General features: G+C 63.9%; 24 protein-coding genes. 18 read left to right on the top strand and 6 right to left on the bottom strand.

Annotated elements, in window-relative coordinates:
* Window positions 1-178: 178 nt before the first annotated feature.
* The 5 genes from H9X91_RS04895 (at window position 179) to H9X91_RS04915 (ending at window position 4681) form a co-directional block, all read left to right on the top strand.
* A complete protein-coding gene (locus tag H9X91_RS04895) occupies window positions 179-409 on the top strand; it encodes a helix-turn-helix domain-containing protein (protein WP_204803108.1) in 231 nt (76 codons plus the stop codon).
* The gene (locus H9X91_RS04900; RefSeq protein ID WP_204803110.1) at window positions 406-2655 is read left to right on the top strand and encodes a DNA internalization-related competence protein ComEC/Rec2; all 2250 of its coding nucleotides are present in this window, start codon (window positions 406-408) and stop codon (window positions 2653-2655) included. Before H9X91_RS04895 ends, H9X91_RS04900 begins: the two co-directional genes overlap by 4 nt.
* A gap of 12 nt (window positions 2656-2667) precedes the next feature.
* Window positions 2668-3723, top strand: a complete 1056-nt coding sequence (holA, locus tag H9X91_RS04905) for a DNA polymerase III subunit delta (RefSeq protein WP_204803113.1) — start codon at window positions 2668-2670, stop codon at window positions 3721-3723.
* Complete coding sequence (locus H9X91_RS04910) at window positions 3720-4322, top strand: ribonuclease M5 (RefSeq protein ID WP_204803114.1); 603 nt, start codon at window positions 3720-3722, stop codon at window positions 4320-4322. The genes holA and H9X91_RS04910 overlap by 4 nt, the downstream gene beginning before the upstream one ends.
* A gap of 155 nt (window positions 4323-4477) precedes the next feature.
* The gene (locus H9X91_RS04915; RefSeq protein WP_204803116.1) at window positions 4478-4681 is read left to right on the top strand and encodes a DUF6514 family protein; all 204 of its coding nucleotides are present in this window, start codon (window positions 4478-4480) and stop codon (window positions 4679-4681) included.
* A 55-nt stretch (window positions 4682-4736) separates the two neighbouring features.
* Here the strand turns inward: H9X91_RS04915 and H9X91_RS04920 are convergent, their stop codons facing one another.
* The 3 genes from H9X91_RS04920 to H9X91_RS04930 all read right to left on the bottom strand — a co-directional run bounded on the left by H9X91_RS04920 (window position 4737) and on the right by H9X91_RS04930 (window position 7161).
* Window positions 4737-5480, bottom strand: a complete 744-nt coding sequence (locus H9X91_RS04920) for a helix-turn-helix transcriptional regulator (protein ID WP_204803118.1) — start codon at window positions 5478-5480, stop codon at window positions 4737-4739.
* A 100-nt stretch (window positions 5481-5580) separates the two neighbouring features.
* Window positions 5581-6330, bottom strand: coding sequence for a GNAT family N-acetyltransferase (locus H9X91_RS04925; protein WP_204803120.1), 750 nt, complete (start codon window positions 6328-6330; stop codon window positions 5581-5583).
* Window positions 6331-6636: 306 nt separating this feature from the next.
* Window positions 6637-7161, bottom strand: a complete 525-nt coding sequence (locus H9X91_RS04930; RefSeq protein ID WP_204803122.1) for a hypothetical protein — start codon at window positions 7159-7161, stop codon at window positions 6637-6639.
* Between the two features lie 203 nt (window positions 7162-7364).
* Here H9X91_RS04930 and H9X91_RS04935 point away from each other — a divergent pair, with 203 nt between their 5' ends.
* A complete protein-coding gene (locus H9X91_RS04935) occupies window positions 7365-9062 on the top strand; it encodes a glutamine--tRNA ligase/YqeY domain fusion protein (protein ID WP_204803124.1) in 1698 nt (565 codons plus the stop codon).
* A gap of 97 nt (window positions 9063-9159) precedes the next feature.
* Here the strand turns inward: H9X91_RS04935 and H9X91_RS04940 are convergent, their stop codons facing one another.
* Window positions 9160-9570, bottom strand: a complete 411-nt coding sequence (locus tag H9X91_RS04940) for a PaaI family thioesterase (RefSeq protein WP_204803126.1) — start codon at window positions 9568-9570, stop codon at window positions 9160-9162.
* A 166-nt stretch (window positions 9571-9736) separates the two neighbouring features.
* Between H9X91_RS04940 and H9X91_RS04945 the strand changes: the two genes are divergently transcribed.
* The gene (locus H9X91_RS04945; protein ID WP_204803128.1) at window positions 9737-11344 is read left to right on the top strand and encodes a carbohydrate-binding domain-containing protein; all 1608 of its coding nucleotides are present in this window, start codon (window positions 9737-9739) and stop codon (window positions 11342-11344) included.
* A gap of 56 nt (window positions 11345-11400) precedes the next feature.
* Here H9X91_RS04945 and sigG read toward each other — a convergent pair whose 3' ends face one another.
* A complete protein-coding gene (gene sigG / locus H9X91_RS04950) occupies window positions 11401-12171 on the bottom strand; it encodes an RNA polymerase sporulation sigma factor SigG (RefSeq protein ID WP_204803130.1) in 771 nt (256 codons plus the stop codon).
* A gap of 157 nt (window positions 12172-12328) precedes the next feature.
* Here sigG and H9X91_RS14690 point away from each other — a divergent pair, with 157 nt between their 5' ends.
* A complete protein-coding gene (locus H9X91_RS14690; RefSeq protein ID WP_204803132.1) occupies window positions 12329-12613 on the top strand; it encodes a YlmC/YmxH family sporulation protein in 285 nt (94 codons plus the stop codon).
* A gap of 54 nt (window positions 12614-12667) precedes the next feature.
* Here the strand turns inward: H9X91_RS14690 and H9X91_RS04960 are convergent, their stop codons facing one another.
* A complete protein-coding gene (locus H9X91_RS04960) occupies window positions 12668-14494 on the bottom strand; it encodes a DUF4261 domain-containing protein (RefSeq protein ID WP_204803134.1) in 1827 nt (608 codons plus the stop codon).
* Window positions 14495-14816: 322 nt separating this feature from the next.
* Here H9X91_RS04960 and rpsB point away from each other — a divergent pair, with 322 nt between their 5' ends.
* The 10 genes from rpsB (at window position 14817) to H9X91_RS05010 (ending at window position 23338) form a co-directional block, all read left to right on the top strand.
* Complete coding sequence (rpsB, locus tag H9X91_RS04965) at window positions 14817-15560, top strand: 30S ribosomal protein S2 (protein WP_204803136.1); 744 nt, start codon at window positions 14817-14819, stop codon at window positions 15558-15560.
* Window positions 15561-15609: 49 nt separating this feature from the next.
* Window positions 15610-16533: a translation elongation factor Ts gene (gene tsf, locus H9X91_RS04970; protein ID WP_204803138.1), complete on the top strand. Its 924-nt coding sequence runs from the start codon at window positions 15610-15612 to the stop codon at window positions 16531-16533.
* Between the two features lie 398 nt (window positions 16534-16931).
* A complete protein-coding gene (locus tag H9X91_RS04975) occupies window positions 16932-18038 on the top strand; it encodes an S-layer homology domain-containing protein (RefSeq protein WP_204803140.1) in 1107 nt (368 codons plus the stop codon).
* Window positions 18039-18218: 180 nt separating this feature from the next.
* The gene (locus tag H9X91_RS04980) at window positions 18219-18881 is read left to right on the top strand and encodes a site-2 protease family protein (protein ID WP_204803142.1); all 663 of its coding nucleotides are present in this window, start codon (window positions 18219-18221) and stop codon (window positions 18879-18881) included.
* 10 nt (window positions 18882-18891) lie between these two features.
* On the top strand, window positions 18892-19677 hold the full coding sequence (locus tag H9X91_RS04985; protein WP_204803144.1) for a segregation and condensation protein A: 786 nt from the start codon (window positions 18892-18894) through the stop codon (window positions 19675-19677).
* Between the two features lie 17 nt (window positions 19678-19694).
* Entirely contained in the window at window positions 19695-20336 is a 642-nt protein-coding gene (gene scpB, locus H9X91_RS04990) for an SMC-Scp complex subunit ScpB (protein WP_204803146.1), read from the top strand.
* A gap of 34 nt (window positions 20337-20370) precedes the next feature.
* On the top strand, window positions 20371-21057 hold the full coding sequence (locus H9X91_RS04995) for a DUF2953 domain-containing protein (protein ID WP_204803148.1): 687 nt from the start codon (window positions 20371-20373) through the stop codon (window positions 21055-21057).
* 18 nt (window positions 21058-21075) lie between these two features.
* Window positions 21076-21474, top strand: coding sequence for a GerW family sporulation protein (gene ytfJ / locus H9X91_RS05000; RefSeq protein ID WP_204803150.1), 399 nt, complete (start codon window positions 21076-21078; stop codon window positions 21472-21474).
* A 42-nt stretch (window positions 21475-21516) separates the two neighbouring features.
* Entirely contained in the window at window positions 21517-22617 is a 1101-nt protein-coding gene (locus H9X91_RS05005) for a D-alanyl-D-alanine carboxypeptidase family protein (protein ID WP_243414427.1), read from the top strand.
* Window positions 22618-22627: 10 nt separating this feature from the next.
* On the top strand, window positions 22628-23338 hold the full coding sequence (locus H9X91_RS05010) for a pseudouridine synthase (protein WP_204803152.1): 711 nt from the start codon (window positions 22628-22630) through the stop codon (window positions 23336-23338).
* The last annotated feature ends 265 nt before the right edge of the window (window positions 23339-23603 follow it).

Genomic DNA, 23603 nt, shown 5'->3' on the forward strand with positions numbered 1-23603 from the left:
TCTCACAGCTGCCGTTTTGCTTATCATAGCGTCCTTGCCGGGGCCTGTCAAGAGATTCCGCCCCTGGGGCTTTACAGATGGGAAATCTCTTGGTATGATAATTGCCAAGGCTCCGCATGGGCACAATATCACTCGAAAATGTAGCCATTTGGTAGCATTTTTTTCGGGTGATACTTTAATGGAGATTCAACGTTTGCGGGACCTGCGGGATGATCATGACAAGACCCAGCAGGAGATCGCTGATGTGCTGAATATGCACCGCAGTGTGTACCGCCGCTATGAGAGCGGGGAGCGGGAGACACCCGCCTGGGTAGTCGTGAAGCTGGCGGAATACTACCATGTCAGCACAGACTATCTGCTGGGGCGGACCAATGACCCGACGCCCTACCCGCCTGCCAAAACCAAATGAGGCGGCTGGCGGCCTTCTCGGCCTCCTTCGCCCTGGGCATCTATCTGGCCCAGTACCTGCTGCCGGCGGAGCATCTGCTTCCCCTGGCGGCGGGCTGCTTTGCCGCGGCCTGCCTTGCCCTGCTGCTGCCGGGTCTCTGGCGGAAGCGGGCGCTGCTCATCGGCACGGGCCTGGCCTTGGCCCTGGGGTGGAACTGGCTGTACGGCTATGCCGTCCGGGATCCGTTGGTGGGCCTGTCCGGTAGGTCAGGGACCGCCTCCATGACCCTGCTGGAGTACGCCGTCCCCACGGACTACGGTGCCAAGGTGACGGTGAAGCTGGAGGGGTACCCCTTGGGCAAGGTGGTCTACTACGGCGGGGAGGACCTGCTGGACCTCCGGCCGGGCCAGACGGTGACGGCCCAGGTGAAATTCCAGGACGCCGCCCGGCTCCGGGAGGACACCATCACCAACTTCACCTCCCAGGGAGTGTTCCTGCTGGCCTACCAGCGGGGAGAGGACGCTGTCTACGGCGAGGGCTCTGCCGGCTCGCCCCGTTGGTGGCCGGCCCGGGCCGCCCGGGCCATGCAGGACCACGTGGCAGAGCTGTTCGACGGGGACGAGGCGGCCTTTTTGAGCGCCATCCTCACCGGGGATACCTCCGGCCTGTCGGAGGAGGCCCGCTCGGACCTGTCGGAGGCGGGACTGAGCCACATCTTGGCGGTATCCGGCATGCACTGCGGCTTTCTCATGACGCTGATCCTGCTGGTGACGGGGCGGCACCGGCGGCGTCTGCTGGCAGCGCTGGCACTGCCCATCCTGGTGTTCTATACCATTCTCACCGGGGCCAGCCCCTCGGTGGTCCGGGCCTGCATCATGGTGCTGTTTGTGCTGGCGGCGCCGCTGTTCCAGCGGGACAGCGACCCGCCTACCACCCTGTCTGCCGCCCTGTTCCTGATTTTGCTGGCCAACCCCTTCGCCGCAGCCTCCATCAGCCTGCAGCTGTCCTTCGGGGCCATGGCGGGACTGCTGTGGCTGACGCCGAGGATCCAGGATCTGCTGCTGGGGGAGAAATCCCGGGGAAAGGTGTACCGGCTGCTGGCCTCCAGCCTGTCGGCCACTGTGGGGGCCATGGTGTTCACAGTGCCCCTGTGCGCCGTCTACTTCGGCTCTCTGGTGCTGATCTCGCCGGTGAGCAACCTGCTGTGCCTGACGGCCTCCAGTGCCGTGTTCATGCTGGGATTGCTGGCGGTGCTGGCCAGCTTCCTCTGGCTGCCCCTGGGAGCGGTGATCGGCTTCCTCCCGGCCCTGCTGACCAAGTACATTCTTTGGACTTCCGGGGTGCTGGCGTCCCTTCCTTACCACGCGGTGTATCTCACCAACCCGTATCTGAAATACTGGCTGGTGTTCCTGTACGGCCTGTTCGCCGCCGCGTACTTCCTGCGGCCCCGGGCCCGGCGGAAATACGCCGTGGCCACGGTCCTGGCGGCCATGTCCCTGGCGGTGACGGTGTGGCTGGGCGCGCCCCACTACACCCGCAGCGGTCTGGACGCCTATGTGCTGGATGTGGGCCAGGGGGAGAGCGTGCTGCTGTCCTCCGGCGGGCAGTTCGCCCTGGTGGACTGCGGCAGCCGCAACAGCTGGTACGACGCCGGCGGCATCGCGGCGGATCATTTGGCCACCATGGGCTGCGGGACCCTGGACTACCTGATCCTGACCCACTACGACTATGACCACGTCTCCGGCGTGACGGAGCTGCTGGCCCGGACCCGGGTGGGAACCCTCCTGCTGCCGGATGTGGCCGACGACGCCGGAATGCGGCTCCAGGTGGAGCTGGCCGCCCGGGACCACGGTGCGGACATCCGATATGTCCGTGCGGAGACGTCCCTGCCCCTGGGGCGGAGCAGCCTCACCATCTACCCGCCGGGGGATGTGAAGGGAGACAACGAGCAGTGTCTGGCGATCCTCTGCACCTACGGTGACTACGATCTGCTGATCACCGGCGACATGAACATGGCGGCGGAGCGGCAGCTGATCGCCGAATACAATCTTCCGGACATCGAGGTCCTGGTGGTGGGCCACCACGGCTCCAAGTCCTCCACATCGGAGGAGCTGCTGGAGGCAGTGACGCCGGAGGTGGGCATCATCAGCGTGGGGGACAACAGCTACGGCCACCCCACGGAGGACGCCCTCCGCCGTCTGGTTCTGGCGGATGTGGACATCTGCCGGACGGACAAGCAGGGCACCGTCCATCTATCTGTGAATTGAGGTAACAGACCCATGGCATACGCAAAAAAGACCCCCAAGGCCAGCGAGGCCTTTCAGAAACTGAAAAACGACCTGGCCGCCGGCAGGGCGGAGAACGCCTATATCTTCTACGGGGAGGAGACCTACCTCCGGGAGTACTATCTCAAGGAGCTGCGGCGCAAGCTGATCCCCGCCGGGTTCGAGGAGTTCAACTACCATACCCTGGAGGGGAAGGACCTGACGGCGGAGACCCTGGCGGAGACGGCGGAGGCCATGCCCATGCTGGCGGAGCGGACGCTGATCGTGGTGTCGGACTTCGATCTCTTCAAGCTGAACGAGGAGCAGCGGGAGAAGCTCATCGCCTTTCTGGAGGATATCCCGCCCTACTGCTGCGTGGTGTTCCTCTACGACACGGTGGACTACAAGCCCAACCGCACCATGAAGAAGCTGTACAAGGCCGTCACCGAACATGTGCAGGTGGTGGAGTTCCGTCCGGCAGACAACAGCGACCTGGTGGTGTGGATCGCCCGACGGTTCAAGGCGCTGGGGAAGGAGATCGACCGCCAGACGGCGGAGTACCTGATCTTCACCTGCGGCGGCCTGATGACCGGCCTGGTGCCGGAGATCGCCAAGATCGGCGCCTACGCCAAGGGCAGGTCCATCACCCAGAAGGACATCGACGCAGTGGCGGACCCGGTGCTGTCGGCGGAGGTGTTCCGCCTGTCCGACGCGGTGCTGGCCGGGGACTACGACAAGGCGGCCCGCATCCTGGGGGACCTTCTGAAGATGCAGACGGAGCCCATCATGATCCTGGCGGCCCTGGGCAGCCAGCTGCGGCGGATCTATACCGCAAGGCTTGCCATCGACAGCGGCAAGGACAAATACTGGCTCATGGAGCTGTGGGAGATGAAGAGCGACTACCCGGCAAAGCTCCTGCTCTCCGCCGCCAAAAAGACTACCGCCGCCTGGTGCGCCGACGCGGTGCGGATGTGCCAGGTGCTGGACCGGCGGATGAAGAGCGAGAAGGGCGTGGACGCTGTGGGCGAGCTGAAGCTGCTGCTGGTGCGGCTGGGGGCGCAGCGGCGATGAGGAAGGTCAGAGAGGTCATCGTGGTGGAGGGCCGCTATGACAAGAACGCCCTGAGCCAGGTGGTAGATGCCACCATTATCACCCTGGGGGGCTTCGCCGTATTCAACGACCGGGAGAAGCTGTCCTTCCTCCGCCGCCTGGCGGAGGAGCGGGGGCTCATCGTCCTGACGGACAGCGACGGGGCCGGGTTTGTCATCCGCAATTATCTGAAGGGGGCCCTGCCGAAGGATCAGGTGAAGCAGGCCTACATTCCGGACATCCACGGCAAGGAGCGCCGCAAGCGCGCCCCGGGCAAGGAGGGAAAGCTGGGGGTGGAGGGCATGAAGCCAGCCGTCCTGCTGGAGGCCCTGCGCCGGGCCGGGGCCACCTTTGAGGACGGGGAGACGGCGGCAGGGAGCAGGGGAGATCCCATCACCAAGGCGGATCTGTTCGCCCTGGGCCTCACCGGCGGGACCGACAGCGCCGCCCGCCGCCAGGCTCTGCTGAAGCGGCTGGACCTGCCGGAGCACCTGACGCCCAACGGCATGCTGGAGGCCCTGAACCTGCTGTACAGCCGGGAGGCATTCCTGGACCTGGCCGCTGAAGAGCACGACCCGTAAAAGTAGGGGATGGCCGTTCCGGACGACGGATTTCGACAGCATTTTCCCTGGTTCCGGTGCTAGAATTTCCTCAGATGTGTGTGGATCGCAGACAGAAAGGGGAAATCGAGGTGCGCGCCTTCCTGGTAGGGAGAAGGCCGTGCCGCGGCATACCGGTGGACTACTTTCTGCTGGTGGAGGAGCGGGACGCCCTCTGGGAGCACTACGGCATCCGTGTGGAGAGCGGCGGGGAGCGGACGGAGATCCCTGGGATCACCGCCTCGCAGCCCGGGATCCTGTCGCTGCTGTCCAAACTGATGCGGGGAGAGGTGACCCCTGTCGCGGCGCGGTACGTGGTGGAGGACTGGCTGTTGGAATAAGGTCCTGCCGCAAAAGAGATCCGGAGGAGACACAACCGTGTCTCCTCCGGATCGTTTATGCCGTTTTTGCCAGGGCCACCAGGAGAGCGGGCAGCACCGCGCTCAGGACCATCCCCGCAGCCAGAAGGCGCCCGCTCCGGCTGCGGAGCGGCACGCCCTTCCGCCGTGCCCGCTCTGCCAGCAGCCCCATGGGGAGGGACAGCAGATAGGTAAAACCCCAGCAGGCCCAGCCGTAGTGGCCGTGGCCCAAGGCAGCTCCTGCCGGATGAGGACCCAGGAGGAACCCCGTGAGAAAGCCCAGCAGGAAATAGGCGCAGGTGACCAGGGAAAGGCGATACCGTCCCAGCAGCGCCGTCAGGACGGAGAGGGCCATGGCCCACCAGAACAGGCCGCTGCTGAGCAGCCAGCCGTAGAGATAACTCCCGTCCCCGCCGGGCCGGTTCCAGACCAGCCATCCCAGCAGGGAGCTGCCCTCCATGGGGCACCAGAGGACCCGGCCCAGCAGATAGAAGATCAGATATCCCGCCAGGACCAGCCCGGTCATTTCGGCCCGGTGCCGCCAGTCCGGGCGGGGACGGGCCGACGCCGCCGGCGAGGCCTCTCCCGGCGGGAGCAGCAGGTCCACCGTGGTGTGAAAGAGCTCCGCCAGGCGGAACAGGTTCTCTGTACTGGGGGCGCTCTGGCCGGACTCCCACTTGGTCACCGCCTGGCGGCTGACATCCATCCGGCGGGCCAGAGCCTCCTGGGACATGCCGGCCCTCCGGCGGTGTTCTCGGATCCGCTGACCCAGCGTGGTCATGGGACCACCTCCTTTTCTGCCTCCATCCTACCAGATTCCGGCCCCCTTGGCTACCAACTACCCGGCAACAATCGGTTGCGGCGGCGGAAAAAAGGAGGGGTCACCGCTTCAAAAGCCGCCTGAGATAGGCGGCGTCCGGCAGGTTCACCGTCTGAAAGACGCCGTCATAGAACACGGCGCAGTTGTTGAACACGCAGGGCAGGGATTTGGCCTTTTCCAGCGTGTCCACCTGCACCAGGGAACAGGGGACGCCCAGCTCGCCGCACACCTGACGAATGATGTCCAGGCTGTTGGCCACATAGGGGCACTGGTCGCTGTAGTAGACCGTCAGCGTCTTTTGCTCGATGGTCCCGGCCCTGGCCCGGTCCGTGAAGCGGGGGAGGGTGCTGTCGAAGGAGCGGGCCAGCAGGGCGTAGCCGTAATCCGTTTCGTCCGCCGTCACAAAGCCGTGCTTCCGGGCGAAGGCCTGGTCGGACAGCCACGCCTTCTGCTTCTCCGCCCCCAGCATACAGACGCCGGACCTGCCCTGGGCCCGGGCGTCCGCCAGGCAGGACTCCAGCAGCGCCCGGCCGTACCCCCGGCCCTTGTAGGCCCCGGCTACCCACAGGCAGTAGAGGTACAGGTAGTTATCCCCCTCCACCGGGACCCAGGCGGTCTCCAGCGGGGCGTACTCGATAAAGACCTTCTCCTTCACGTCCAGCTTCCGGAACACGTGGCCCTCCGGCAGCCGGTCCGCCAGCCACCGGCGCTTGGCCTCCACGCCGGGGTGGGGCTTTTTGCTGCGGATGATGCAGCACAGGTGCTGGCTTGGAAGGGTCTCGGGGGTCAGGGTAATGAATGCAGCGTCCATTTGTGTCCTCGCTTTCTGGGGAGTTAGGAGTTAGGAATTAGGAGTTAGGAGTTAGGAGTTAGGAATTAGGAGTTTCGGAGCCGCCTGTGGCGGCGATCAGAATCGTCAGGCTCCGCCGGACGCCGCGGAGGGACGCGGGCGGACGCCAACGCCCCCCTGCGTTTTGTAGGGGCCGACCTGTGTGTCGGCCCGTCCCCCGATGACGGAACGTCCCCGCCCCCCGATGACGGAACGTCCCCGTTCCACGCCGTAGGGGCGGCAATCTGCCGCCCGGGGGCATGGTGCGGGGAACGCGGGCTGCAATTTTTACCGATTTTCATACGCTTTTGCAAGATCTTCCCACTCTTTTTGATGGGTTTCCCACCACGCCGGGAACGCCGGGTCCTTCGGGGAGAGGGCAGGATTTATGGGGAACAATACAGCCTTGCTGTCGTGTTCCACTCTGGAGAATGCATTAAACAAGTGTGCCGCATATCCGAGATGTAAAAATTCAAGAATGATGCCCTTGCTCTGCGTCCACGTACTTTTGTCGTACTTGATTGTAACAGACATGGGGGCAATAAATCCTTTTGATGTATGGACATCATGCAGTTGGGCAAAAAGATACTCTATGGTAGCACTATTAGCAGTAATTTTGTCCTTATCAAAAACGATGGGCTTTGAATCTTCTGAATATCCATTCTTTAGGGCAAATAAAATCGGAGCTGTCAGATTTTTAGTGTCATCTGTCGCTAAGCACCGATTGAAGATAGCCCGGACATTGTCCTCGTTCAATTCCAGCGGATGGAAGCCCTCCTGCCGGATGACCGGCTTTTTGTTGAGAAATCCCATTTCCCTTCCTCCCTCCGGCGCCCGGCGGGCACCTGTCGTTTTGCCCATGATACCAGAGCGGAATTTCTCTGACAAGGGGGACTTTCCAGGGCAGATCCGGCCCCAAAACAACATATTGCAATTCCCCGTCAGATTTTGTATAATAAATATCCTAACGTGTACACATACCAACGACACCGCGCGAGAGGGAGGAATGACAGCGCATGGCAGAGGACATCAAGCTGACGCAGGACGAGGCGCCGGAGAGCCGGAACTTTATCCACGCTTTCATCGAGGAGGATATCGGCCCCGGCGGCCAGTTCGAGGGGATGACCGTCCACACCCGGTTCCCGCCGGAGCCCAACGGCTACCTGCACATCGGGCACTGCAAGGCGCTGATCATCGACTTCGGCACGGCGGAGAAGTTCGGCGGCCTGTGCAACCTGCGGATGGACGACACCAACCCCGCCAAGGAGGACACCGAGTACGTGGACGCCATCCAGGAGGACATCCACTGGCTGGGCTTCGACTGGGGCGACCGGTTCTACTACGGATCCGACTACTTTGAAAAGACCTACGAGCTGGCGGTGGGCCTCATCAAGAAGGGCCTGGCCTACGTCTGCGAGCTGACGCCCGAGCAGTTCAGGGAGTACCGGGGCGACACCAACACCCCCGCCCGGTCCCCCTGGCGGGACCGGCCCATCGAGGAGTCCCTGGACCTGTTCCAGCGGATGAAGAACGGCGAGTTCCCGGAGGGCAAGTACACCCTGCGGGCCAAGATCGATCTCGCCAGCGGCAACTTCAACATGCGGGACCCGGTGCTCTACCGCATCCGGTATATCGAGCACCACCGCCAGGGCACCAAGTGGTGCATCTTCCCCATGTACGACTTCGCCCACCCCATCCAGGACGCGCTGGAGGGCATCACCCACTCCCTGTGCTCCCTGGAGTATGAGGACCACCGGCCATTGTACAACTGGGTCATCGAGCACACGGACGTGCCCTCCAAGCCCCGGCAGATCGAGTTCGCCCGCCTGGGCATCGACCACACGGTGCTGAGCAAGCGCAAGCTCCGCAAGCTGGTGGAGGAGCACTACGTCTCCGGCTGGGACGACCCCCGGATGCCCACCCTCTGCGGCCTGCGCCGCCGGGGCTACACCCCCAAGTCCATCCGCAACTTCTGCGAGCGGATCGGCGTGGCCAAGACGCCCTCCACCGTGGACTACGGCTTCCTGGAGCACTGCCTGCGGGAGGACCTGAACGAGACCGCCCAGCGGACCATGGCGGTCATCCGGCCCGTGAAGCTGACCATCACCAACTACCCCGAGGGGCAGAGCGAGACCGTCACCGTGGAGAACAACCCCCTGGACCCCGCCGCCGGCACCCGGGAGATCACCTTCTCTCGGAACCTCTATATCGAGTCCGACGACTTCCTAGAGGCCCCGGTGCCCAAGTACAAGCGGCTGTATCCGAACGGCCCGGAGTGCCGCCTGAAGGGCGCGTATCTCATCCGCTGCACCGGCTGCGTGAAGGACGCGGACGGCAACGTGACGGAAGTCCTGGCGGAGTACGACCCGGAGAGCCGGGGCGGCGATCCCGCCGACGGCCGGAAGGTGAAGGGCGCCACCATCCACTGGGTGGATGCCGCCACCGCCATCGACGCGGAGGTGCGCCTGTACGACAACCTGTTCACCGACGCGGACCCAGATGCCGCCGACAAGAACTTCCTGGAGTGCCTGAACCCGGACTCCCTGGAGATCCTCACCGGCTGCAAGGTGGAGCCGTCTATGGCGGACGCCGCGGCTCCCGCCAGCTTCCAGTTCATGCGCCTGGGCTACTTCTGCCTGGACAGCAAGGACTCCCGGCCCGGACACCTGGTGTTCAACCGCTCCGTGAGTTTGAAGGACAGCTTCAAGAAGTAAACAGAACGAACAGCAGCGCAGCGGGACACCGCTGCGCTGCTTTCTTCGTATCTGAGGGAAAAACCGGCTGCCGCTGCAGCATCGGGCGTATGTCCGCTTACAGGACGATCTCCTTGTCCAGCCGGTAGTAGGAGAAGGAGCCGCTGCCCAGCAGGGTGCCGTTTTGGTCCCGGACCTCCACGTCAAAGAAGGAGACATTGCGGCCGGACTTGGTCTCCCGGGCTTCAGCGATCAGACGGTCCCCCAGCTTGGCGCTCCGCATGAAGTTATAGGTGGCGCTGATCGTCACGGCATAATAGCCGTGGGAGGCCATGGCGGAGCCGCTGGCCGTGTCCGCCAGGGAGAAGTAACAGCCGCCGTGGGGCACGCCTACGGGGTTGGCGTCATCCGGCGTGACGTCCATCACCGCCCGGGCGCAGCCGGGGCCGATCTCCTCCACAAAGATCCCCATCCGCTTGGCGTAGGGATTGGTGCTGTTCCGGGTGTCTCTGAGCTTTTCGTAGTCCATATCTGTCATTCCTCTTGATCGATGTGTCACGGATGCTGCGGGCACCCGGTCTTTCACAGCTTACTCCGATTTTCTGGAAAATGCAATTTTTTTCTCATGGATTCAGGAAAATTTCAGGAAAGGGTGGTATCATTCCTGCATCTGAAACAGGAAAGGAGCTGTGACCATGCGACGAGCTTACCCGGTCCTGCTGAGTCTGGCGCTGGCCGTGCCGGTCCTCACCGGCTGCGGCGGCCAGACGGCGGAGACCACCTCAGCCTTCCCGGACGCCACTTCCATCGTCCTCTCCGACGACGGCGTCACCGTGGACGGAGAGGCGGCGCCCGCCGACGAGACCGCCGCCGTCTATACTGCCCACGACATCGTCTACTACGAGGCGGGCCGCGACTTCACCTACGGCGAGGGAACGGAGGCCGACGAACACACCGCAGAAGAGGCGGCGGCCCACACGGTGGTCCACATCACCCAGCCCGGCACCTACGCCGTCAGCGGCACCCTCTCCGCCGGGCAGATCGCCGTGGATCTGGGGGAGGATGCGGAGGACGACCAGTCAGCGGTGGTGACGCTGATCTTGAACGGTGCGGACATCACCTGTACGGTGGCTCCGGCAGTGATCTTCTACAGTGTCTATGAGTGCGGCAGCACGGACGAGGACGCCGCCGCGACCGTGGATACCTCCGCCGCCGGCGCCAACGTGCTGATTGCCGACGGCACCGTCAACAATGTCACCGGCTCCTATGTGGCCCGGATCTATGAGCCGGACAGCGTGGTGCTCAGCGAAGACGGGACTGAGGTCGCGGACAGCAGCAAGCTCCACAAGTACGACGGGGCCGTTTACTCCAAGATGAGCATGAATGTGGGCGGCGGAGAGGACGGCAGCGGCGTGCTGAACATCACTGCCGACAACGAGGGACTGGACACGGAGCTGCACCTCACCATCAACGGCGGCAACATCAACATCACCTCCGGCAACGACGGCATCAACACCAATGAGGACAATGTGTCCGTCACCACCATCAACGACGGCGTGCTGAACATCCAGGTCACCGGCGAGACCGGAGAGGGCGACGGCATCGACTCCAACGGATATCTGGTCATCAACGGCGGCGCCGTCACCGCAGCGGCATGCGCCGAGAGCGGAGACGCCGGCATCGACGCCACCGCCGGGATCACCATCAACGGCGGCACGGTGATGGCATCCGGCAATACGTACGACCGGATCGACGGCGGGGACCAGACCTATGTGGTGTTTTCCTTCGCCTCCCGTCAGACCGACAGGGAGACCTACACGCTGCAGAACGCCGACGGGGAGACGGTGGGCACCTGGACGCCGGTGAACGGCTTCACCTGCCTGGTGGTGTCCTCCCCGGACCTGACGGCGGGGGACTACACCCTGTGGCAGGGGGATACCCAGCTGGCCGGAAGCGCCTCGGACGGCATGGGCGGAGGCCGGCCTATGGACGATAGCCAGGTCCCGGGGGACTTCGATCCCCAGCAGGCACCGACGGACGGGGAACGCCCCCAGCGCCCGGAGGGCGAGGCGCCTGCGGAGCTCCAGGAAAACGCCGGCGGAGATGCCCCAGCCGATCCGCCGGAGCGTCCGGAGGGGGAGGCGGCATCTGACGGCGCGGAGCCTCCAGCAGACGGTCGCGGCCCCGGCAGCGAGGAAGACGGCCAGAGCGCCGCAGATCTGTCCGAAATCTTCGCACTGACGGACGGCGGGAACTTCTTCACCGGCGTCTCTCCGCTGGAGACTGCGGAGGCGGCCACCTGATCATACGCTCACCGAAACGAGCGGGGCCGAAAAATGGCCCCGCTCGTTTCCGACACTCACAGATTCTTCTTGATGGTGTTGATGGCCCCCTTCTCCAGCCGGCTCACCTGAGCCTGGGAGATGCCCACCTCGGCACTGACCTCCATCTGAGTCTTGCCCTCGTAAAACCGCAGGGAGAGGATGCGCCGCTCCCGGTCGTCCAGACGCTTCATGGCTTCTTTTAAGGCGATGCGGTCCGTCCAGCTCTCGTCGGTGTTCCGGGTGTCGCTGACCTGGTCCATGACGCAGATGGCGTCCCCGCCGTCGGAGTACACCGGCTCGTACAACGAAACCGGGTCCACGATGGCATCCATGGCGAACACCACGTCCTCCCGGGGGATGCCCAGCTCCTGGGCGATCTGTTCCACCGTGGGCTCCCGCTGGTTCTCCGCCAGATATTTGTCCCGGACCTGGAGCACTTTATAGGCGGTGTCCCGCATGGACCGGGATACCCGGATGGCGCTGTTGTCCCGGAGATACCGGCGGATCTCGCCGATGATCATGGGCACGCCGTAGGTGGAGAAGCGCACCGGCTGGCTGATGTCGAAGTTGTCGATGGCCTTGATGAGGCCCACGCAGCCCACCTGGAACAGATCGTCGGCATTCTCCCCCCGGCCGCTGAACCGCTGGATCACGGAGAGGACCAGCCGCAGGTTCCCCTCGATCAGCTCCTGGCGGGCAGCCTGGTCCCCGGCCTTGGTGCGGCGGAGCAGCTCCATGGTCTCCTCGTTCTTCAAGACCTTCAGCTTTGCCGTATTGACCCCGGCGATCTCCACCTTGCCCTGCATGCGCTGCGCCCCCTCAAACCCGGAAACTTCATACGTCCAGTATGGCCGGAGGGCTTTTTTCCTATACTGGGAGCTTTTGTCGCTTTCTGCCCATCTGTGCGAAACGGTGTTGGGACAGTCCGTCTGCCGCATAGGCTCAGGGCAGGGGGTGAGCGCGGTGCAGTGCAGGATCCGGGATTTCCGGTGCAAGGAGGTCATCAACGTCTGCGATGGATGCCGACTGGGATACGTGTCGGACCTGGAGGTGATCGTACCGGAGGGGAAGGTGTCTGCCATCATCGTCTACGGCCCCGGCCGGTTTTTCGGCCTCTTCGGCCGCGGAGAGGAGTACTACATCCCCTGGGAGTGCATCCAGCGGATCGGGGACGACATCATCCTCATCGACAAGCCCTTCCAGCGGCGGGATCCCCGGCTGGAGCGGAAGCGGCGGCAGCGGCGCTGACAAATGCCCCCGCGGCTTCTGCCGCGGGGGCATTTGCGTACAGTATCAGAGCGGTCACGGCGCATCCGGATAGGGGATCTTCAGCGTCATGCCGCCGTGCCAGACACCGGCGCTGCGGGAGATGGGCAGGTACTGCCCCTCGGAGAAGCCGATGGTCTCCCCGTCGTGGAAGGTCACATCCTCCTCCAGCACATAGCTGGACAGATCCAGCAGGAAGCTGTGCAGGTCGCCGGGCTCTACCTGGGCATCCAGCACCTCGATCTCGTCCTTGCCGAAGGACCGCAGCCCGTCGGTGTAGCCGCACAGGCCGCTTTCCCGGCGGTAGAGGCCCATCCACACCAGGTCCAGCAGAGGCAGATCCCCGTCCTCCATAGGCTGGGCAGCATTCAGATAGAATTCCGGCTGGTATACGGTGCCGTTGGCATAAATGCCCAATACGCCCCTCTGGCGGCAGGCGGCGCAGACCAGTTTCACCTGCAGCATGGCCGCTTCCCGGTGGTCCTGTTCCCGGGGCAGCACAGTCACCAGCAGCTGTCCCTGGTGGCGGGCCGCAGTCTCCGCCGCTTCCTGCCACAGGTAGTTGTGGGCAGCGTTTTCCTCCGCCTCCCCGTGTGGGACCGGGAAGGGGTACAGGCTTACCGCCGCCAGCATCCCATCCACCTCAAAGGTCAGCGTGCTGCCGCCGTCCTCGTCCTCCTCTGCCTCCGTCAGACATGGGATCCCGTACAGGTCCCGCAGGTCCTGACGGAACCGGTCAGGATCCCAGGCGGGGCTTTCCAGCAGGACAAAGGCCAGAAAGGCGCTGCCCTCCGGCTTCGCCAGGGCGGGCTGATCCTCCTTGCGCAAAGTGAAGTCCGGATCGAAGAGGACCAGCTGCTGGTCCTGGTCCCGGATGTAGCCCAGCCGCAGCGTCCGGTCCGGCTGGACCGCAAACCACTCCAGGGTCAGCCCCTCCGTGCCCAGCCCCGCCTGGGCGGTCAGGAAGGTCCGGCCCCGGCGGTCCAGCTCCGGCAGCCGCCGCACCAGCTCCCGCACCCAGGGGAGGGGAAACTTGGACAGCGCCGCCTCATTCAGGAAGAACCGTCCCAGCAGGCTGCCGCCCTGATAGGGCAGCCGGAAGGTGCAGTAGGGCGCGTCCGCCTCCCACCCTATGGGGGAGAGAACTTCCTTGATGGCGGCGAGGTTCTCCGGATCGCAGCAGATCCCGGCGATGGACTGCCGCTTCTCCGTCTCACTTTCGTCCTCGCCGGCCTGCAGGACCGCATCACACCCCGGATCGATCCAGTGGAACTCCATCTCCTCCAGGGTCCGGCCCTCCAGGATCTCCCGGCGGAGGGTGGTGAACTCATAGTCCCCGGGCACAAGCTCCAGTCCCCTGGCCACCGCCTCCAGGGCGCCGGCCTGGTCGCCGAAGTGGGCCCGGAGCTTGCCGACCTCCAGCCAGCCCCAGGGGTACGCCGGGTCCAGGGCCACGCCGGTCTCCGCATAGTGCCTGGCCTCCTCCAGACGGCCGCAGTACATCAGGGCGCAAGCGTAGCGATAGTACCAGATGCCGCTCTTGGCCGCCTCTGCCGCCGGCTCCGAGGCGGGCATCCACTGGGCAGCCTTGTAGTAGTAGTCATAGTCGCCGATGTTGTTGCAGGCGTAGGCGTACCACAGGGACAGGTCCAGGTCGGCCCGGGCCTGCTCCTCGGTGAATTCCCCCCGGCGCACGCCGTCCCGGACCCGCTGGTCCATGTAGTCCAGCATTTTGTAGAAGTAGCCGGAGACGTCTCCGCACAGTTCCTCCAGTGCCGCCACATCCTCCGCTGTCAGGACCGGCAGTGCCTTTTGGCCCGGAACCGTTCCATCCGGGGAGGATCTCTGCTTTTCAGTGTCCATCCATATGCTCCTTTCTGATCTGCCGTGTTTTGATATGAACTGAAAATCATCTTTCAGTCATTATAGCAGACAAAATGGCGCAGCACAACAGCAAACGGGCGGCCGCCTGCAAAAAGAAGACAAATTCTGTGCGATATCGGAATTTTACATAGCTTTTGGGAAAAAATACTTGCATTGCACACCGAATTGTGATACTATATTTCAGCATTCCGCACGGCGCGTCGACTTTCTGTCTGTGCCCGGACCCCAAAACGGCCGGGTTGGCAGGGGGGATGAAGCCGCCGGAGGTACAACTAAACTGAAATTGGAGGAACACACAACTATGGCAAATTCTAGCGTCGTATCCATGAAGGCCCTGCTGGAGGCGGGCGTCCACTTCGGTCACCAGACCCGCCGTTGGAACCCCAAGATGGCTCCCTATATCTACACGGAGCGCAACGGCATCTATATCGTGGACCTGCAGAAGACCGTCCGCAAGCTGGAGGAGGCCTATAACTTCGTCCGCTCCCTGGCGGAGAGCGGCCAGTCCCTGCTGTTCGTGGGCACCAAGAAGCAGGCCCAGGAGGCCATCCGCGAGGAGGCCACCCGCTGCGGCCAGTTCTATGTGAACGCCCGGTGGCTGGGCGGCATGATGACCAACTTCAAGACCATGCGCACCCGCGTGGACCGTCTGAACCAGCTGAAGACCATGCAGGCCGACGGCACCTTCGACATGCTGCCCAAGAAGGAAGTCATGAAGCACCTGGGCGAGATCGCCAAGCTGGAGAAGTACCTGGGCGGCGTGAAGGACATGAAGAAGCTGCCCGGCGCCCTGTTCATCGTGGACACCCGCAAGGAGCGCAACGCCATCGCCGAGGCCCACAAGCTGGGCATCCCCGTGGTGGCCATCGCCGACACCAACTGCGATCCCGACGAGATCGACTATGTGATCCCCGGCAACGACGACGCCATCCGCGCCATCAAGCTGATCTCTTCCATCATGGCCAACGCCGTGCTGGAGGGCAAGCAGGGCGAACAGACCGAGGAGGCCGCCGCTGAGGAGACCGCTTCCGCTGACGCTGAGTGATCTGCGCGCATTTTTCTGAAGAAACCAAATCTGTTTGGAGGAATTCAAAATGGCTTTTACCGCAGCTGATGTAAAGAACCTGCGCGAAATGACCGGCGTGGGCATGATGGATTGCAAGAAGGCGCTGACCGCCACCGACGGCGACATGGACAAGGCCGTGGAGTGGCTGCGCGAGAAGGGCATGGCCGCCTCCGCCAAGAAGGCCGGCCGCATCGCCGCCGAGGGCATGGCCTATGCCGCCGTCATCGACGGCGTGGGCGTGGTGGTCGAGGTCAATGCCGAGACCGACTTCGTGGGCAAGAACGAGAAGTTTGTGAATTTCGTCAAGGGCGTGGCCGCCACTGTGGCCAAGGCGAACCCCGCCGACCTGGACGCTCTGATGGAGTGCAAGTACGACGGCACCGACATGACTGTCACCCAGCAGCAGCAGGAGATGGTGCTGGTGATCGGCGAGAACATCAAGGTCCGCCGGTTCGCCCGCTTTGCTGAAGGCGTCTCCGTTCCCTATGTCCACGCCGGCGGCAAGATCGGCGTGCTGGTGAACCTGGAGACCGATCTGCCCGCCGAGAAGGTGGAGGAGATCGGCAAGGACGTGGCCATGCAGATCGCCGCTCTGAACCCCCGCTTCTGGGACAAGTCCCAGGTGGGCCAGGACGTCCTGGACGAGGAGAAGAAGATCATGATGGTCCAGATGGAGAACGATCCCAAGATGGCCTCCAAGCCCGAGGCCGTGCGGGAGAAGATCGTCCTGGGCAAGCTGAACAAGTTCTACTCCGAGAACTGCCTGCTGCAGCAGGAGTTCGTGAAGGACGGCTCCATGTCTGTGGAGAAGTATATCGAGTCCTCCGCCAAGGCGCTGGGCGGCAAGGTGTCCTTCAAGGATGCCGTCCGCTTCGAGAAGGGCGAGGGCATCGAGAAGAAGCAGGAGAACTTCGCTGCGGAGATCGCCTCCATGGTGAAGGGCAACGGCTGATTTTTGAACCGACAGGAGCGGATGCGAAAGCATCCGCTCCGTTTGCTTCTTCTCGATGCAGCCGGGCCAAGGGCCTGGCCGCCGCATCTGCGGCGTACAAGCGTTTTGCGGAGCAAAACCTTGGGGAGGCCGGGCTTCGCCTGGCCGACCAAAATCAAATCAGGGGCCCCCGCAGGACCGGAGGCCCTGTGGGGCGGAAGAAGCAGGAGAACTTCGCCGCGGAGATCGCCTCCATGGTGAAGGGCAACGGCTGATTTTTGAACCGACAGGAGCGGGTGCGAAAGCACCCGCTCCGTTTGTTTCTGCTCCGCTCCGGACAAAAGGGGAATTGACAAATTATGGAACTGCGGTAAAATGGGAGCCAGAAGGGCCTGGCCCTGAAAAGAGGAGGGAGCACTGTGAAAAAGATCATTTCCTGTTTTGCGGCAACGGCATTGATTTTCTCTCTGAGCATCCCCGCACTGGCGGCAGGTGGGTTTGAAAAAGTCAACACCTACACGCCCGGACAGTTCACAGACGTGCCGGCGGACCTCTGGTGCGCCGACAATGTGCAGACCGCTTATGAATACGGCATCATGGGCGGCAAGAGCGATACGTATTTTGACACGGCCAGCAGTGTCACTGTGGCCCAGACCATCGTTATGGCCTGCCGGCTCCACAGCGGCTACACCGGGGACGGCACGGAGTTTTCTTCCGGTTCCCCCTGGTACCAGCCCTATCTGGACTATGCTGCCGATAACGGCATCCTCTGGAAATACGATGCCTACGACGTGCCTATCTCCCGGGCGGGCTTTGCCATGATCCTCAGCAGCGCCCTGCCGGATGAGGCGCTGCCGGTGATCAGCAACATCGAGGAGGGCGCCATCCCCGATGTGCCCGTGGATGCCAGCTACGCGGAGGCGGTCTATCGGCTGTACGACGCAGGTGTGCTCACCGGAAACGACAGCTACGGGACATTCGCCCCCTTCAGCTACATCACCCGGGGTGCCGCTGCGGCCCTGATCGGCCGGATGGCGGATGCGTCTCTGCGCAAAGCCGTGACTCTGGAGAAGGCACCCTTCCAGCCGGTGGCCATCAGCCAGCTCCAGAATCGGTCCAGCCTGAAGAAGAGCTGTACGGATGCGGAGTTTCAGGCGGCCTACGACGCGGCCCGGCAGGTGGTAGAGCCCCTGGCGGATCTGAGCCGGGAGGAGCAGCTGTACGGCATCGCGGTGGCGCTGCGGTACATGGCGGACAGCGGACAGGTGACCTACTCCACCTCTGCGCCCCACTACAACGACCCTTACGGCTACTTTGTGACAGGCGTCTCCTCCTGTGCCGGCTGTACCCGGGCCACGGGCCTGTGCCTGAACATGCTGGGCATCCCCTATGAGCATGTGAACGAAAACCAGTGGAGCCACCAGTGGTGCCGGGTCCCTATGCCCGACGGCTCCTACTGGATCTGCGACGCCTACGGCCTCTACTGCGGGCCGGAGCCGGCGCCTTATCAGCACCCTGTGTTCTAACGTCTGTAAAAGGCGCCCCGCCTCGGCGGGGCGCCTTTTGTGCGGACAGGACCGCACTCTTCACGGCATTCCGGCACGGCAGAGGCGAATGCGCGGAAATCCGGTGATTTGCCTTGTATTGCAGGGGAAAAACTGGTATAATACTCCTATCTTTTGGGTTATGATCATTGGGAGAACTGTATGCTGCACTATTTACAGGGCCTGCTTGCCGCACTGGATCTGACATCGCTGATGGATGCGGTGCTGCGGGTGGCCGCGATTTTTCTCTGCCTGACGGTCCACGAGACCTGCCACGGCCTGGCGGCCCTGGCCCTGGGGGACCCCACCGCCAAGTCCATGCACCGGCTGAGTTTGAATCCCCTGCGGCACATCGACTGGCTGGGGCTGCTGATGATGTTCGTGGCCGGGTTCGGCTGGGCCAAGCCGGTGCCGGTGGATCTCCGATACTTCAAAAAGCCAAAGCAGGGCATGGCGCTGACCGCTCTGGCGGGGCCTGTCTCCAACCTGCTGTTGGCGGTTGCGGCTATGCTGATCAGTAAGGTGATCTACCTTTACGCACCTTATTCTGCAGCGATGGATGTGGTGTTCAGCTTCTGCCTGTACACGCTGGCACCCCTCTCCATTGGCCTGGGGCTGTTCAATTTGATCCCCATTCCGCCCCTGGACGGCTCCAAGGTCCTGGCGGCGTTTCTGCCGGACCGGCAGTACATTGCGCTGATGCGCTATGAGCGGTACGGCATCCTGGTGCTGCTGGTGCTGTCCTTTGCAGGCATCGGCAGCAGTCTGATCTCCCGGGGCATCCTGGGGGTGTACAGCGCTCTGCTGACATTGTTTTTTGGCTGAGGTGAACGGTTTGGAGAACCCCGTATTCAAACTGGAAAAAGTGGTCCGCAGCAAGGCGGAAGAGGAGATGCAGGACTTTGAGGGCCCCCTGGACCTGATCCTGTACCTGCTGGGCAAGAACAAGATGGAGATCCAGGACATCTCCATCTCCCTGATCTGCGACCAGTACATGGTCTGGCTGGCCCGGCGGCAGGAGCTGGACCTGGAGGTGGCCAGTGAGTTCGTCACCATGGCCTCCCAGCTGGTGTACATCAAGACCCGGATGCTGCTCTCCATCGAGGATGAGGAGGCCCAGAGCGAAATGGACGCCCTGATCGCCTCCCTGGAGGAGCGGAAGCGCAACGAGAACTACGCCAAGGTCAAGACCATGGCTGCCCGGCTGGCGCCCATGGGGGAGTTCGGCCGGAACATCCTCACCCGTCCGCCGGAGCCGGTGAAGCGGGGCAAGATCTTTGCGTACGACCAGGCCCCGGCGGACCTGATCCTGGCCATGGCGGAGATCCAGAGCCGGGCGGAGCGGTCCCTGCCGCCGCCCCGGTCCGCTTTCTCCGACATCGTCCAGCACGAGCCCTATCCCGTGGAGAGCAAGGCCCGGGAGATCCTGAGCCGGCTGAAGCATCAGGGCGTCACCCGGTTCCTTCTGCTGTTCCGGGGCAGCCGCAGCCGCAGCGAGGTGGTGGCTACCTTCCTGGCGGTGCTGGAGCTGTGCCGGGCCCGCATCCTGCATTTGGCGGGATCTGAGACGGACTGCACTGTCCGGCAGGAGCGGGAGATGCCCGGCGATCTGAAATTGTGAGAGAGGATCATTTCAAGATGGAGATGAAAGAGATCGAGTCCGCGGTGGAGGGCATCCTGTTCGCCTCCGGGGAGCCGGTGCAGACGGATCGGATCTGCGTGGCCCTGGAGATGGACCGCCCCACGGTGGAGCAGGTGCTCCAGAAGCTGATGGACTATTACGCCTATGAGCGCCGGGGCATCCGGCTGCTGCATATGGAGGACACCTGGCAGCTGTGCTCGGCGCCGGACTACGCGGACGTCATCCGGCGGGCCTTTGAGATCCGCAAGCCCGCCAAGCTCAGCCAGCCGGCGCTGGAGGTGCTGACCATCATCGCCTACTACCAGCCCACCACCCGGGCCTATGTGGACCAGATCCGGGGCGTGGACAGCGCCTATACCATCAGCCTGCTGCTGGACCGGAAGCTCATCGAGGAGTGCGGCCGGCTGCAGGTGCCGGGCCGGCCCCACCTATACCGGACCACCAAGCAGTTCCTCCGGGCCTTCCACCTGACCAGCCTGGACGACCTGCCGGAGCTGCCGGACCTGGGCGGCGAGGGCCAGATGCGGATCAGCGAGGACGGGCAGATCGTGGACCCGGCGGACACGGCGGCTGTCACCGGCGCTGACACGCCGGAGACGGCGGACGACCCGGCAGAAGAGGAAAACACAGAGGCCTGAGACCTTTTCAGACGACACCGGGAGGTGACGGAGCTTGCCTGCACTGTGGATCACACTGACGGTCCTGCTGGCGCTGGCGATCGTGATCTGGCGGCTGCGGCTTGGGCTGTATGCGGCCTTCGGCAGCGGCCGGGCAACAGCGGACCTGACCATTGGCCCCTTCCGCATCCGGCTGACACCGGACAAAGAGACAAAAAAAACGGCGGGAGAACCGAAAAAAACGGGAAAACCTAAGAAGGAGCCCAAGGATCTGGCGGAGGCGGCCAAAAAAGTCCCGAAGCCCACGCTGGCGGACATCCGGGACGCCGTGGAGACGCTGTGGCCCGCCTCGAAAAAGGCGCTGCGCCGCACCCGGCGGGGCATTCGGATCCAGCCGCTGCGGCTGGCGGTGACGCTGGGCGGGGCGGAGGACCCTGCCGCAGCCGCGGAGCTGTACGGCGGCCTCCACGCCCTGATCTGGACCGGGATGCCGGCTCTGGAACAGCTGCTGGTGATCCCGGATCCGGCGATCCACCTTGGCATTGATTTTGACGCGGCAAAGACCCGGGCAGAGGGAGAGCTGGGCCTCTCCATCCGGCTGGGGACGCTGATCGCCGTAGGAGCGCAGCTGGCGCTGCCCGCCATCGGTTGGCTGCGGCGGTATTTGAAGCGGAAACAGCGGCAGCAGCCGCCCAGACCCGATACGACAGACAGCAAGGCGGCAGGTCCTCACGCCGCGTGACGAGAAAGGATGGTACCCATGGACGAGACAATGGACAAGAAGAGACCCCTCAGTGACCTGATGCGCTCCACGATGGACAAGATCCGCGAAATGGCGGACACCAACACCATTGTGGGCCAGCCTATCACCACGCCGGACGGCGTGACGCTGATCCCCATCTCCCGGGTGAGCATGGGCTTCGGCTGCGGCGGAGCCGACTACGGCAAGGTCCAGCCCAAGGACTTCGGCGGCGGCAGCGGCGCCGGCGTGAAGATCGAGCCGGTGGCGTTCCTGGTGATCCGGGAGGGCTCCACCCGGGTGCTGCCGGTGGCCATGCCTCCCATGACCACCCTGGACCGGGTGGTGGAGATGATGCCGGACCTGGTGGACAAAGTGGAAAAATATTTCGACAAGAAGGAAGAAAAAGAACCACAGTAAACGGGTTATACTACCATCACCAAACGAATGAGGTGATGGGAGTTGCAGACCCTGCTCCGGCGGCTGGCCGCCTTTGGAATCGCCTTGGCGGCCCTGTTCAGTCTATTCCCTTGTCAGGCACACGCAGTCAGTACTTCCGCGTCTTCTGCCATTCTGATGGACGTGGACAGCGGCCGGGTGCTGTATGAGCAGAACGCCGACGCGAAGATGCTGATCGCCAGCACCACCAAGATCCTGACGGCCCTGGTGGCCATCCGGGAGGGAGACCTGAACGACGTGGTCACCGTCTCCCGGGAGGCGGCATACACCGAGGGGTCCTCCATGTATCTGAAGGTGGGGGAGCAGCTGACGCTGGAGACGCTGCTGTACGGATTGCTGCTGTGCTCCGGCAACGATGCCGCCGTGGCCATCGCGGAGCACATCAGCGGCAGCCAGGAGAAATTCGCGGACCTGATGAACGAGACGGCCCGGGACATCGGAATGGAGCACTCCTCCTTTGCCAACCCCAACGGGCTGGATGACGAGGACCACTACTCCACGGCCCGGGACATGGCCCTTCTGGCCTGTGCGGCGGTGGAGAACGAGACGCTGGTGCGGATGGCCTCCACCCGCAGCGTTACCATCGGCGGCCGGACCATGACCAACCATAACAAGCTGCTGAGCCAGGTGGAGGGGTGCATCGGCCTGAAGACCGGCTACACCATGGCGGCGGGCCGGACGCTGGTGAGCTGCGCGGAGCGGGCGGGGCAGCGGCTGGTGGCGGTGACCCTCCAGGACGGCAATGACTGGGCAGACCATGCGGCGCTGTATGAGTACGGCTTCTCCACCTACCCGGCGAAGCTGGGGGCCTCTCTGGGCCAGACCATCCAGCGGGCGGCGGTGGAGAACGGCCTGAACGCCGCGGTGCCCCTGGTGGCGGCGGACAGCTTTGCCTGGCCCCTGGCGGAGGGGGAGACCCTGGAGATGGATGTGGAGCTGGACGGCACCCTGCGGGCTCCTGTCCGGGCCGGAGACCGGGCCGGAGAGGCGATGTTCTCCGTCAACGGAAAAGAGGTGGGCCGGGTGGCGCTGCTGTGCGGCGCCGATGTGGCGCCCCGGATGGAGAGCGCCCTGAGTATTTTGAAGCAGGGACTGCCGGGATAGAGAGGACAAGATGGAAGAACGACTGCAGAAGCTGCTGTCCGCCGCGGGGGTCTGCTCCCGGCGGACGGCGGAAGACTACCTCGCTGCCGGACGGGTGACGGTGAACGGCGAGACGGCCCGGCTGGGCCAGAAGGCGGACCCGGACCGGGACGAGATCCTGGTGGATGGCCGGCCCCTGGCGCCCCGGGCGACGCCGGTGTACATCCTGCTGAACAAGCCCCGGGGATACGTGTCCACTCTCTCTGACGAGAAGGGGAGAAAGACCGTGGCGGAGCTGGTGGCGGACTGCGGCACGCGGGTGTATCCCGTGGGGCGGCTGGACCTGGACTCCGAGGGCCTGCTGCTGCTGACCAACGACGGCGCCTGGGCCCAGCATCTGCTGCACCCGAGGCACGAGGTGGAAAAGACGTACCATGTCTCCGTGTTCGGCCCGGTGGCCGGCGCGGCTGCCCGGCTGGCGGCCGTCACAGACCTGGAGGGGGAGCCCATCCGCCCCGCCCGGGTGGAGGTCCTGCGGCAGACCGCAAGGACGGCGCTTCTGGCGGTGACCATCCATGAGGGGAAGAACCGGCAGGTCCGCCGGATGTGCGCCCAGTGCGGCCTGACGGTAAAACGCCTGCGCCGGGTGCGGGAGGGAGAGCTGGAGCTGGGAGATCTTCCGGCCGGCAGATGGCGGCAGCTCACTTCGGACGAGGTAAAGGCCCTGGGAACGGCGCCCTGACAGGGCGCTCCCCGGCCGCTGCTGAGGCAGCGGCTTTTTCATGGGCAGGAAATTCCCGCAAAGCATTTGAAATTTTGCGGATCTGTGGTACAATAGCCGCGAAGCGTCTATTGCACCTTTGACCGCTCCGAAAAGGCGTCCGGCTTGGTCCCTGCGGGACCACCGCTGGGACAACTAGATACCGTTTCTGCCTTTGGAGCAGGTGCGGACCCCTTCGGAGCGTGCTGCGGAGCACTGTGCTCCGCAGCTGAAGGGAAACTGCGGC

Source organism: Oscillibacter valericigenes, assembly GCF_016902445.1.
Lineage (GTDB): Bacteria > Bacillota > Clostridia > Oscillospirales > Oscillospiraceae > Oscillibacter > Oscillibacter avistercoris.

Bases quoted from the DNA above. Each gene is read 5' to 3' on its own strand.
- ytfJ (WP_204803150.1), top strand. From the start codon at position 21,076: ATGGACGAGACAATGGACAAGAAGAGACCCCTCAGTGACCTGATGCGC.
- H9X91_RS04945 (WP_204803128.1), top strand. From the start codon at position 9,737: ATGCGACGAGCTTACCCGGTCCTGCTGAGTCTGGCGCTGGCCGTGCCG.
- H9X91_RS04930 (WP_204803122.1), bottom strand. From the start codon at position 7,161: ATGGGATTTCTCAACAAAAAGCCGGTCATCCGGCAGGAGGGCTTCCAT.
- rpsB (WP_204803136.1), top strand. From the start codon at position 14,817: ATGGCAAATTCTAGCGTCGTATCCATGAAGGCCCTGCTGGAGGCGGGC.
- scpB (WP_204803146.1), top strand. From the start codon at position 19,695: ATGGAGATGAAAGAGATCGAGTCCGCGGTGGAGGGCATCCTGTTCGCC.
- H9X91_RS04900 (WP_204803110.1), top strand. From the start codon at position 406: ATGAGGCGGCTGGCGGCCTTCTCGGCCTCCTTCGCCCTGGGCATCTAT.
- H9X91_RS04960 (WP_204803134.1), bottom strand. From the start codon at position 14,494: ATGGACACTGAAAAGCAGAGATCCTCCCCGGATGGAACGGTTCCGGGC.
- holA (WP_204803113.1), top strand. From the start codon at position 2,668: ATGGCATACGCAAAAAAGACCCCCAAGGCCAGCGAGGCCTTTCAGAAA.
- H9X91_RS04895 (WP_204803108.1), top strand. From the start codon at position 179: ATGGAGATTCAACGTTTGCGGGACCTGCGGGATGATCATGACAAGACC.
- H9X91_RS04935 (WP_204803124.1), top strand. From the start codon at position 7,365: ATGGCAGAGGACATCAAGCTGACGCAGGACGAGGCGCCGGAGAGCCGG.
- H9X91_RS04910 (WP_204803114.1), top strand. From the start codon at position 3,720: ATGAGGAAGGTCAGAGAGGTCATCGTGGTGGAGGGCCGCTATGACAAG.
- H9X91_RS04940 (WP_204803126.1), bottom strand. From the start codon at position 9,570: ATGGACTACGAAAAGCTCAGAGACACCCGGAACAGCACCAATCCCTAC.
- H9X91_RS04925 (WP_204803120.1), bottom strand. From the start codon at position 6,330: ATGGACGCTGCATTCATTACCCTGACCCCCGAGACCCTTCCAAGCCAG.
- sigG (WP_204803130.1), bottom strand. From the start codon at position 12,171: ATGCAGGGCAAGGTGGAGATCGCCGGGGTCAATACGGCAAAGCTGAAG.
- H9X91_RS05010 (WP_204803152.1), top strand. From the start codon at position 22,628: ATGGAAGAACGACTGCAGAAGCTGCTGTCCGCCGCGGGGGTCTGCTCC.
- H9X91_RS04920 (WP_204803118.1), bottom strand. From the start codon at position 5,480: ATGACCACGCTGGGTCAGCGGATCCGAGAACACCGCCGGAGGGCCGGC.
- tsf (WP_204803138.1), top strand. From the start codon at position 15,610: ATGGCTTTTACCGCAGCTGATGTAAAGAACCTGCGCGAAATGACCGGC.
- H9X91_RS04980 (WP_204803142.1), top strand. From the start codon at position 18,219: ATGCTGCACTATTTACAGGGCCTGCTTGCCGCACTGGATCTGACATCG.